General features: G+C 65.6%; 10 protein-coding genes and 1 pseudogene. 8 read left to right on the top strand and 3 right to left on the bottom strand.

From position 1 onward, the window contains the following. From AB4Z47_RS30060 to AB4Z47_RS30035, 6 genes are all read left to right on the top strand, one after another. Positions 1-206, top strand: a 206-nt coding sequence (locus AB4Z47_RS30060; protein ID WP_441955992.1) for a hypothetical protein, incomplete at its 5' end; no start/stop codon positions are given. Next, positions 203-895 carry a DUF6875 domain-containing protein gene (locus AB4Z47_RS30055; protein WP_441955990.1) on the top strand — a complete coding sequence of 231 codons (693 nt, stop codon included), beginning with the start codon at positions 203-205 and terminating at the stop codon, positions 893-895. The genes AB4Z47_RS30060 and AB4Z47_RS30055, both read left to right, overlap by 4 nt. 527 nt (positions 896-1,422) lie before the next feature. Beyond that, a complete protein-coding gene (locus AB4Z47_RS30050) occupies positions 1,423-1,752 on the top strand; it encodes a hypothetical protein (RefSeq protein WP_441955988.1) in 330 nt (109 codons plus the stop codon). Between the two features lie 276 nt (positions 1,753-2,028). Continuing rightward, positions 2,029-2,556: a hypothetical protein gene (locus tag AB4Z47_RS30045; protein ID WP_441955986.1), complete on the top strand. Its 528-nt coding sequence runs from the start codon at positions 2,029-2,031 to the stop codon at positions 2,554-2,556. A 439-nt stretch (positions 2,557-2,995) separates the two neighbouring features. Next, positions 2,996-3,580, top strand: coding sequence for a copper chaperone PCu(A)C (locus tag AB4Z47_RS30040; protein ID WP_441955984.1), 585 nt, complete (start codon positions 2,996-2,998; stop codon positions 3,578-3,580). Then, the gene (locus AB4Z47_RS30035; protein WP_441955982.1) at positions 3,573-4,778 is read left to right on the top strand and encodes a Dyp-type peroxidase; all 1,206 of its coding nucleotides are present in this window, start codon (positions 3,573-3,575) and stop codon (positions 4,776-4,778) included. The genes AB4Z47_RS30040 and AB4Z47_RS30035 overlap by 8 nt, the downstream gene beginning before the upstream one ends. Positions 4,779-4,823: 45 nt before the next feature. On the opposite strand, the pseudogene AB4Z47_RS30030 reads toward AB4Z47_RS30035, so the two are convergent. Then, a pseudogene (locus AB4Z47_RS30030) lies at positions 4,824-5,746 on the bottom strand (RNA polymerase sigma factor); the annotation flags it as partial. Between the two features lie 495 nt (positions 5,747-6,241). On the opposite strand from AB4Z47_RS30030, the gene AB4Z47_RS30025 reads away from it, so the two are divergent. Further along, positions 6,242-8,599, top strand: a complete 2,358-nt coding sequence (locus AB4Z47_RS30025; protein WP_441955980.1) for a hypothetical protein — start codon at positions 6,242-6,244, stop codon at positions 8,597-8,599. 229 nt (positions 8,600-8,828) lie between these two features. On the opposite strand, the gene AB4Z47_RS30020 is transcribed toward AB4Z47_RS30025, so the two are convergent. Both AB4Z47_RS30020 and AB4Z47_RS30015 read right to left on the bottom strand, forming a co-directional pair. After that, a complete protein-coding gene (locus AB4Z47_RS30020; protein ID WP_441955978.1) occupies positions 8,829-9,860 on the bottom strand; it encodes an amidohydrolase family protein in 1,032 nt (343 codons plus the stop codon). Between the two features lie 3 nt (positions 9,861-9,863). Next, positions 9,864-10,028, bottom strand: a complete 165-nt coding sequence (locus AB4Z47_RS30015; RefSeq protein ID WP_441955976.1) for a hypothetical protein — start codon at positions 10,026-10,028, stop codon at positions 9,864-9,866. Between the two features lie 129 nt (positions 10,029-10,157). Between AB4Z47_RS30015 and AB4Z47_RS30010 the strand changes: the two genes are divergently transcribed. Beyond that, the coding region (locus AB4Z47_RS30010) for an FAD-dependent monooxygenase (RefSeq protein ID WP_441955974.1) at positions 10,158-10,750 on the top strand (593 nt) is incomplete at its 3' end.

The following is a 10,750-nucleotide window of genomic DNA, read 5'->3' as shown; positions in this document are numbered from 1 at the left end:
ACACAAACCACGACCCCTCCCCAGCCCTCGCCTGGAACAACCACATCACCGGCCGCATCACCGAACACCACATCCCCACCCAACACACCCGAATGACCGAACCCGACGCACTCCACACCATCGGACACATCCTCACCGAACACTTCCGCCACACTCTTACCACCACACCGGAGGCCGCCTCCTCAGCGAGARCGATCYGATCATGAACACCAACCGAATCGTTCGGGCCCGCTCTGGCGTCGAGCCGACCACCCTATTCGACCCCGATCCGGCAACTCGTGTCGCCGAGCACCCCCGCGCTGCCGAATTACGGCGGTGGACTCGCGAATATCTGTGCCAACCCCACCCGGACCTCGGCCGACGCGGCCCCGTCTGCCCCTACACCAGCCACGCCATCGCACGCAGATACCTGTGGGCCGCATTCTTCGACGGTCGCGACATCGACACTCAGCGCTTAACCGCAATCATCGATGACGTGTACGACCTGTTCCCCGCCCTGCCACCCCGTGACCCACCCGATTCTCTGTACAAAGCCGTCCTCGCGGTCTTTCCCGACCTCACCGAATACGCCGATATCGACACTGTTCAACATGACCAGAAAACCCGGTTCGTCGACAAAGGACTGATGCTCGGCCAATTCTATCCGGGTTGCACAACCCCCGGACTGCACAACCCGGCCTTCCCGGCGCTCGATGCGCCCCTGCCTATGCTCGCCGTACGCCACATGGCCCCCACCGACTTCGCATTCCTCAAATCTCGCCGTGAATGGATCGACACCTACTTCAAAATCTTTGCCCCCACCATCCCCGGATTCATCACGACAGCCATGTCCGAAAAACTCGTAGAAACATCCGACGCCCCGGAAGGACCTCCTCGGGGTCGGATCCGCCGTTAGCCGGATACTCCGAACCGGACCGATTTCGGCGACAAGAGCGTCCGCAGAGGTCGAAGGCAGGCATCCGAGAGCGGCCAACCTTCGCGGTTGCGGCTCGCAGCTCACTCCGATTCAGCGAAACGAGTGTCCTAACATCGCCAAGGTGATCACCGTCGCCACTTGGAACGTTCTGCATCGCGTCCATGCCGAGAATTGGTATGAGGACGTGGCAACTCGATGGCCGGACGAGGGCGCGCGGATCGCCGCGATCACCGCGCGGGTGGCAGAACGGACCGAGCAGGTCATCGCGCTACAGGAAGTCAGCGGGGATCAGTTGGCCAGCCTGCGACTGGCATTGCCGGACCGGACCTTTCACGCCATGCGGTATCAGCGCCTTCCGACGCCGCGCCGCGTACCGAGTTCCCTGCTCGACGGCGGTGAATACCTCGTGGTGCTCACCGAGGAGCCGAGCAGGGAACTCGCGACCGAGTCGTTCGCACAGGACCCCGGCAAAAGGCGCGCTCGTTGTCGACGCCGCCGGGCTGGTCGTGATCGCCACTCATGTGACCGGCGACCGGCGACGCGCGACCCAACTCGCCAGACTGACCGAACTCGTCAAGGCCACAACGGAACACGTCACCGTCCTACTCGGCGACTTCAATACCGACCGCGCTGCTGTAGCCGCCGGTCTCGGCGATGATTTCGTCGTGGCCGAGGGCGTCCCCGGCGGACTCCCGACTCGCCCGCGCGAGTCCGGGACAAAGTCTCAGCACATCGATCACGTGGCCGTCCGCGGCGCCCTTGTCACCGATCTGACCGTCGACGACATGGACGGGGTATCGGACCACAACCTCGCCCACGCGGCCATCACCCGGTGAATCGCCCTCCATCGAGCAGACCACAGCGGCCACCGCGGCGCACACGGCAGACTCGGTAAAGTCGCCCGACCTTCCGCATCGACGACCTCGGGTTCCGTCTGGCCCGAAGCCCTCCCGGGCGATAGCAGCATGTCGCCGCGTTCAGATCGGTGCGGAATCGGCCGTGCCGTCTGTCGCGCTCGCGCAGTATGCGCTGCGATCGGCGGTAACCGGGAAACATAGTCGCACATTCGATCCGGCGCGGACGGCTACTACGACGGACAGTAGTATAGACCGGTGCGAAATCCGATCGACGTGGCGGCGCGGCTGCGCGGAGCGTTTGTCGGATCAGCGTCCGGTGCCGTGAGCATCGCCGCGCACAGCCTCGGTGGCGGAGCGGTCTCCCCTGGTGCGTCCTCGACCGCATTGCTGATCGCCACATGTACGGCGGTGGGCGTGCTGGTTGCTGCCCGACCGAACCGGCACGGGGTCGGCGAGGCCATGGCGATGCTGGCGATCGGGCAGACCGTCACGCACATCGCGCTGACCCTGTCCGACGGACATCAACACGACGCGGGTACACCGACGGTGATGCTCGGTGCCCACCTCGCGGCCGTTCCGGTCGGCGCGCTGCTCATCCGCGCCGCGGAGCACGGGGTGCTGCGGGCGGCGTGCGACATGCGGCGCACAGTGCGCATCCTGTCCGACGGTCCCACCGCGCCCCTCCGGATCTGCTCGTTCGCGATCGGCGGCCCTCGCCTTGGTCCGCGGCGTCTGCTGGTCTGCTCGGGGTTCGGCCTACGCGGCCCACCTACCCGGCGCTGACCTTTCTTCGCGTCGTCCGCGAACACCGTTGCCAATGCCGCACGGAACTTTTCGTAGTTCGCCCGGGCTACTACGCGTGGATCGCTCCTCTGCGGAATTGTGGAGGCCGACCGGTCACCATGTCGCGGGAAACCTCGCTGGGTAGGGATCGCGTCCACTTCGCCGCCGCGCCAGACAGCGCACGCGGACGCCACGAGTCTCGTGTTCCGCGGACTCCTCCCTTGGACGATCGGCACCCGAGCGCTCTTCGGACCGGCCTCGCGCACGGCGGAGTCACAACACGCCGACGACTCCCGGCGTGCACCACCGCGATCAGGCCCGCGCACGCCGAGCGATCGGAAGGAAGGTCCGGCAGTCCGACGAGCCGGTACCGCTCGGACCAGTGTCCGCACACCGCCCTCGCGGCGGAACCAACAAATCTCACATCATCGGAGCTTGCATGCGCATCACAACTTTTCCATCGCCCCGCGCTGGTTCGCGTACCTCTCGTGTCCTGCGCGGCGCGGCAGCCGCCGCGGCGGTGCCCTTCCTCCTGGTCGCCTGCTCGTCGAACGACAAGCCGGATACCGCGAAGTCCGCGGACGCCGTGACCATCACCGACCAGTGGGTCAAGGCGGCCGACAGCGGAATGTCAGCGGCGTTCGGCGATCTGAGCAATGGCAGCGATACACCGCGCACAGTGGTGTCGGCATCGAGCCCCGCCTCCAGCCGCATCGAGTTGCACGAGGTGGTCGCCGACGCGAACGGAACGAAAGCAATGCGCCCCAAGCCGGGCGGCTTCGTGATCCCCGCGCACGGGACGACCCGGCTGCGGCCAGGCGGCGACCACATCATGTTCATGGGTTTGAACGGACCGCTGCGCACGGGATCCGAAACGCTGGTCACACTGACCTTCGAGGACGGCTCGACCACGACGTTCACCGCCCAGGTGCGAGACTTCTCCGGCAACCAGGAGAACTACGTGCCCGACCACGCGAGCGGCGAGCACGGCACCCCAGCGCAGACCCCCGCGCACAGTGGCTGAGCAGACCGGACCGCGACCCGCACGGCTCAACCGACGGCGTCTGCTCGGCGGCGGTGCCGCCGCGGCGGGCGCTGCGGGCATCGGGCTGGGCGCGGTCGCGCTGACCGGACGGCGCGAATCCGGAACGCTACCGGCGACTGTGCCGTTCTACGGACCGCACCAGGCGGGTGTCGCCACCGCCCCGCAGTCGCACGCGACCTTCGTCGCGTTCGATCTGAGGTCGGGCACGGACCGCGACGACCTCGTCGGCGTGCTGAAGATCTGGACCGACGACGCCGCCAGGCTCACCCAGGGTCGCCCCGCGCTCGCGGATACCGAACCCGAGCTCGCGCGGCGCCCGGCTCGGCTGACGGTCACGCTGGGCCTGGGACCCGTCGTGTTCACCGTCGCGGGCCTCGCGCACCGCAGGCCGTCCTGGTTGCGCGCGCTGCCGCGGTTCGACATCGATCGGCTCGAACCGGCCTGGACCGGCGGCGACCTGCTGCTGCAGGTCTGCGCCGACGAGGCGACCACGGTGTCCCACGCGGTGCGTGTGCTGTGCCGGAGCGTGTCCTCGTTGGTCACCGTGCGATGGATGCAGCGCGGGTTCCGCGACGCCGCCCCGGGAACGACGCCGCGCAACCTGATGGGTCAGGTCGACGGCACGGTGAATCTCGCGCCCGATTCCCCTGATTTTGCGCGCCTGGTGTGGGACGACGGCGGTGTCCAGCCATGGTTGGCGGGCGGCACCTCATGTGTGCTGCGGCGGATCGCGATGGCACTGGACACCTGGGACGAAATCGACCGAGAGGGACGGGAGCTCACCATCGGGCGCACCCTCGCCAACGGTGCGCCCCTTACGGGCACAGATGAGTTCGACGAGCCGGATTTCGCGGCCACCGACGCGACCGGCATCCCGGTCATACCGTCGTCCTCGCATATCGCACGTGCCCATCACGCACACGACGGCGAACGGTTCCTGCGACGGGGCTACAACTACGACGACGCACCGGCACCCGGTCGGACCTCGAACTCGGGTCTGCTCTTCGCCGCCTATCAACGCGACGTGGACGCCCAATTCCTCCCGGTTCAGCGCCGCCTCGCGGAGTTCGACGCTCTCAACGTGTGGACGACACCGATCGGGTCCGCGGTATTCGTCCTCCCGCCCGGGGTGCCGGCGCCGGGAGGTTACCTAGGACAGTCGCTGTTCGACTCGTGATGCGTTTCGGTGCCGGCGGTACGAGGTCAGCCGAGTTCGGCGAGCTTACACTGCAGCACCCCCGCTCGCGCCACAAAGCCGTACGGCGAGCTCCAGTTCGGTGCGCGCTTCGTCGGTGCGTCCCAGGCGGGTGAGCAGCTCCCCGCGAACGCTCGGCAGCAGGTGCGAGTTCGACAACGCCTCGGCCGCCACCAGCTCGTCCACGATCGGCAGCGCGGCAGTCGGTCCTCGGGCCATGCAGACCGCCACCGCACGGTTGAGATCGACCACCGGTGACGGCGCGAGTCGGCCGAGCGCCTCGTAGACGAGCACGACGCGCCCCCAGTTCGTCACGTCCACCGACGCAGCGACGGCATGGCATTCGGCGATTGCCGGCTGCAAGCCGTAGGCGCCCAGACCTCGGCCGACCTGCTCCGCGCGGGCCAGGGCGGCTCGGCCCCGGCGGATCGCGGCGCGGTCCCAGCGGCGGCGGTCCTGGTGTTCCAGCAGCACCGGCTCGCCGTCCGGTCGGTGCGGGCCGGAAAGCGCGCTGCGGTCAGCTCGCGCAGAGCCAGCAGGCCGTGGACCTCGGGCCGGTTCGGCACCAGCCGGGTCAGTACCCGCGCTAGCCGCTGTGCCTCGCCAGCGAGGTCGAAGCGAATCAGATCGGTACCGGAGCTGGCTGAGGCCCCTTCGGTGAAGATCAGGTAGACCACACTGAGCACCGAGCCGAGCCGCTCGGTCCGCCCCTCGGGAGGCGGCACCGTAAACGGCACCCTGGCCGCTGCGAGGGTCTTCTTCGCCCGAGTGATCCGGGCCTGCACGCTCGCGGTCGGGACGAGGAACACCTTGGCGACCTCATCGCTCGTCAGACCGCCGACCACCCGCAGGGTCAGCGCCACCCTCGCGTCTCGCGACAGCACGGGGTGGCAGGAGATGAACATCAACGCGAGCACGTCGTCATCGATCTGGTCCGGATCCCACAGCACGTAGGAAACCCGAACCACCACACCATCTCCAGCACCCAACGCGGCAACCGATATCCGGACATACCGCCACGACGGTCTGGCCGAGTCGGTCACCATCGCCGAGGCCCACTCGGTTGAAGCCGGATTCTGCACGGCGGCGAATGCAGGCCCATCCGGCATCGCCGCGAAACCCTTCGCGAGGGACGTGCGACCCCGATCCGCCACCGTGCCGTCCATCGACACCGCGGGCCGGCACGACAGCAATTCCAGTGAGCGCGTGCTGATTTTCGGTCGGGCGCGTTACCACCACCTCGAGGCGCCGACGAGGCGGCCACAGCTCAACCGTTACATATCCGTTATGTCAGAAAATATTGAGCCGACAACTAACGGCGCGTTTGATGATGTACCAACAATGGCGTAATCTAGGTCCCGGTCCAGGGTGCGGAGTGAAGATATATGCAACTACTCATGAGGCTTGACCCGGACTCCAACCGCCACAGCTCGAGCGCGTGGGACATGGACTGGTCCCTGCGGGCCGTAGTGGAGCGGTGTCGTGTCTGGGCCCGTGCCACCCGGCGACGACGCGTCACCGTCCGCCTCCTGATCACCTTGCTCTTCGTACTGGTGGCCTCAACCGTCGCCAGCGGCGCGGCCGGCGGGCGCACCGACACGGCCACCTTGGCTGGGAGCACATCCACCATCGACGGGCTCTCCTGGACCGGCACGAAGGACTCGTCCGGAGTTCCATTGTCGAGCTACATCTTCGCTACCCAACCCAGCTTTTTCAACCTGAAAGGCAACGGGGTATCGATCGTACTGGGGCTGCTCTTCGCGATTTTCATGGTCTTGGTGATCTGCGCCATCTGGCTGGCGCTGTTCGTGGCGGATTTCGGTTGGCTGAATTGGCTCGGCAAACCGTTTACCGCGGTCGCCGACGGCCTCACGGGTACATTAGCCACCCCGCTCATGTTGGTCGTGGCGGTCACGATCGGTGCGGTCTTCGTAGCGGTTTTCATTCTGCGAGGACACCCTGCCAAAGCCGTAACGCAGGTCGTGGTAATGTTTTTCGTTGCCTTGTCCGGCGCCACCTATCTTGCACATCCGATGGCCGATGTGTTGTCGTCGGACGGCCTGCTGACGCAAGGGCGCGATGTCGGAATAGCGGTCGCCGCGGGATTGAACGGCCAGTCGACTCCGAATCCGAAATCGATAGTCGACGGGTTCAGCACGACCTTGGCCGACAATTTCGCACGGCACCCGGTGCAGGTATGGAATCTCGGCCAGATCGTCGACGATTCGCCCAGCTGCCGTGCGGCATGGTCATCCGCGGTCCTGGCCGGCAGTGAATCACAGCTTTCGGAAGGCATGCGGCGGTGCGGCGACACCGCGGCCCACGACAGAATCGAGAACCCCACTTTCGGACAAGTCGGTACCGGCCTGGTGTTGTTGATCTTCGGGGCGATTCTGCTGCTGTTCCTGGCCTACCTCTCGATCAAGATCTTCCTCGCCGCACTCTCGTCGATATTCCATGCCATTCTGGCTATTTTCGGTTTTGCCGCAGGCGGATTCATATACGGCCCCACCCAGGCGTTCTTGGTCCGCAACCTCGTCGGCATGGTCGGCGATGCCTTTTCGCTGATTGTTCTGTTCGCATTCGAAGGTGGCTACATCCTGGTGCTGGACAGTATTTTCCGGTCGGCGCCCGACAGCGGTATAGCGGTGATTTTCGTCGGTGGCATAGTGCTTATCGCAGGATTTGTGCTGTTGCGCCGTCTCGATCTCAATCTGATCGGTGGCCAGAGCCGGATTTCCGAGAAGGTTCGCGCAGCACTCGAGGGCAGACCGGCCCCGACCTTCACCGGTGACACAACGGGCCAGGGAACACTCCGCTACGCGCTGTCACCCGGCCACGCCATCGGAAAATCAGTGAATTTCCTCGCGGACGTCAACGGAAACCCCGCGGCCTCCTGGGTTTTCCGGCGACAAAACCCGTTCATGTACTATTCGAAGCCCCTGCAGGACATGAACTATCTGAGCTACAGAATGCTTCTGGGAGAGGTACCTGACAGGGCGATATCCGGATTTCCGGGCAGGAATATTGCGGTGGCGCAAGCGCACGATAATGCCGCCCTTGCAGCAACAGACATCGGAGGAATGGAAGGATTCAACGCACGCTCCGCTGCGGCAGCTGTCACGAGGGTGCAAGACGTCGGCGGCAGCGTGGCCGAGGCCATGAGTGCTATGGCCGCCGTCAGCGCCAGGAGCCGTACGGGGGGTTGGACCGCGGACCAGATCAGACGGGCAGGCCGAGCGGCCATACAAACAGCTGGGGGTGCCGAGGACAACCCGGCCATGTACGCACCCCTGGCACATGCCGCCGCTGCATTGGACCTCGCCGCTCTCAACGGGCATCTCCCCGGCGCGAGAGGCGAGGCGTACCGAGCTCGGGCCGCAGAAGAGGCAGCTCTGTTCCTCCGTCGCACCCGCCTACCCTCGAACCCCACTCGCGACTACGGCGACAACGACCCAGGCTCACTGGTCCACGCAGTCATGCAGAATCACGGGACGTACGAGGAGTTCCAGAACGCCGTGGGCGGTGCCCACGTGAACGTGATCGGCCCCGGGGGCGTCGTGAACAGGGTCCGCGGCGCCGGTGGCGCCGCCGGCGCCATCGAAAACTTCGCCAGAGCCGACGAGGACACTCGCCTCTACATCGGAAACAGGCTCGCCGCGGATATGGAAGTGCACGCAGACCGCATTATGGCAAACCCGAACGATCAGGCCGTTCTACTGGCAGCAATGGCAGCCAAGAACAGAGCCATGAATGTCGATCGACTGCTATCCGGCACCAATATAGGCCCGTGGACCAACTAGGATCCTCCGACAGTTAGGCGATCGCCGAGTGGCAACATCGCACAAAGAGGCAATCCGAAGTCTCGTCCCCGCCCGAATGGACCGCCACATTGGTTGCCTCCGAACGCCTCTCCGACAAGCATTTGCGCACCGCACCTGGCAACGCGCTACGAGTGCGCTCGCGGCGGCGATCGGTCCGCGCACATGCGGGCCGGTTCGGGCAGTCCTACCGGCCCCTTCCAGACTTTGCTCAACGGTCCGCGACGGCGCGCGCGATGGCCTGGAACACGCGCTGTCGAACTCGCCGTCTCGCCCGGGTGAGCAGTGACGATTCGGGCGGCGATGATGCGGCCCCGAACCTGGGAAACAACGCCGTCGCATTCGATCGCTCGATACCGCGACGAGTGATCGCATCGAGGCCCCGGTAGTTGTCGAGTCCGGCGTTGAAATAGTGGACCGTCGGCTCTGGGGCGAATGGCCAGTCACTGCCGTAGAGGACGTGGCCCGGTTCGGCAAACGCGAGCAGCGTCGGCAACGCCGCGGCGCTCGAAGACAGCGCGGTGTCGAAGTAGAACCCGGCGAAGTCGTCGAGGATGTCGACCGGGCTGCGACCCGTTTGGGTGAAGATGCTCGAGGCCATGCGGTGCGAGGCATAGGGTACGAATCCGCCGCCGTGACTGAGAATGAAGCGGATGTTCGGATATCGACGACGAATACCGTTTCGGACCAGCAGATATGCCGCCCTGGTCGTGTCGAGGAGGAAATCGGCGGCGAAGGGCAGAATTCCGGGCACGGCCGGCGAAGGCAGCTCTGCGGGATGGACGAGCGCGACGGCCGACCGCTCATCGAGGACACCGAATAGCTCGTCCTGGCCTTCTTCCCCCAAGTAGGTGCCCCGAGAGTTGCCGAGCAGGACAACACCGTCGGCACGGAGTTCGTCGAGGGATCGTTCGGCCTCGACGGCGGACGCGGTCACGTCGGGCAGCGGGACGGTGGCGAAGAATCCGAACCGGCCGGAATCATGCCCGGCCAGCTCAGCCGCATAGTCGTTCACCGAACGGGCAAGTGCTGCGGCTTCGACAGATGCCGTCAGGAATGTCGTACCGGGAGTCGAGATCGACAGAACGGACGAGGCGATACCTGCCTCCGCCATCAACTGGCGCGCTGCAGCCGCACTCCACTCAGGCAGGTCGCGCCCACCAGGCGCGGCAATGCCATGCCTTCGCAAGGCTTCGCGGTAATCCGGCGGGATCAGGTGTTGATGCACGTCGATGCGGTCCATCGGTCACACCGTAGCCTCGCGACGAGCAACGATGTCGACGATCATGCCCTCCCTCCCGCCGACCATACCGCCACGCTCACCGACGACCCCGACGGCGGCGGCGAGGATCTCGTGACGCGGCCCTTCGCCGTTCGCCCGGCGGTGCCGGAGTTTCAGCCGGTCGGTCATTGATTCTCTCCACACTCCTGATGGTTCATTGACGTTCTGATGAAATCATCATACCGTAGTGGCCACTCCGGACCAACCCCCAAGGTTTGCCATCCGGGTCGACAACCCCCAATGACGAGAGGTCTCGACGTGACCGTCCAGCACTCCTACGATGTCGCGATCGTCGGCTACGGCCCGGCCGGCGTGACCGCCGCGAACTTCCTCGGCCAACTGGGCCTCGAGGTCGTCGTTATCGAACGAGACGCGTCCATCTACAGCCGGGCCCGAGCGATCGCGACCGACGAGGAAGTCATCCGCATCTGGCAGCGGCTCGGTGTGGCGGAGCGCCTCAAACAGGACATGCTGACGGACAAACCGCTCGAGCTCGTCGACCACACAGGCCGCTCATTCCTGAATTTCCTTCCGGCGCCGCGCGGCAACGGTCACCCCACACAGTTGTTCATCTACCAACCCGCACTCGAGCAGGTGCTCCGCGATGGAGTCGACCGATATCCGAACGTGAAAGTCGTTCTACAGCATGAATGCCTGCGCGCTCGTCAGGACGATGACGGTGTCGAATTGCTCATCGCCGATCTAGTGTCTCGCACCGGGAATTCGTTAAGTATGTGGATTGTAGGCTCGCCTGGTGGCGCGGACGGGTCGGCCGGTGGCCGAGGTGGTGTTGACCGACGAGGAGCGGCAGACGCTGGAGCGGTGGGCTCGGCGGGCGAAGTCGTCGCAGG

This window comes from Nocardia sp. 2TAF39 (assembly GCF_052114905.1).
Lineage (GTDB): Bacteria > Actinomycetota > Actinomycetes > Mycobacteriales > Mycobacteriaceae > Nocardia.
The sequence above is the reverse complement of the archived record's forward strand: the minus strand, read 5'-3'. Positions and strand labels throughout refer to the sequence as shown.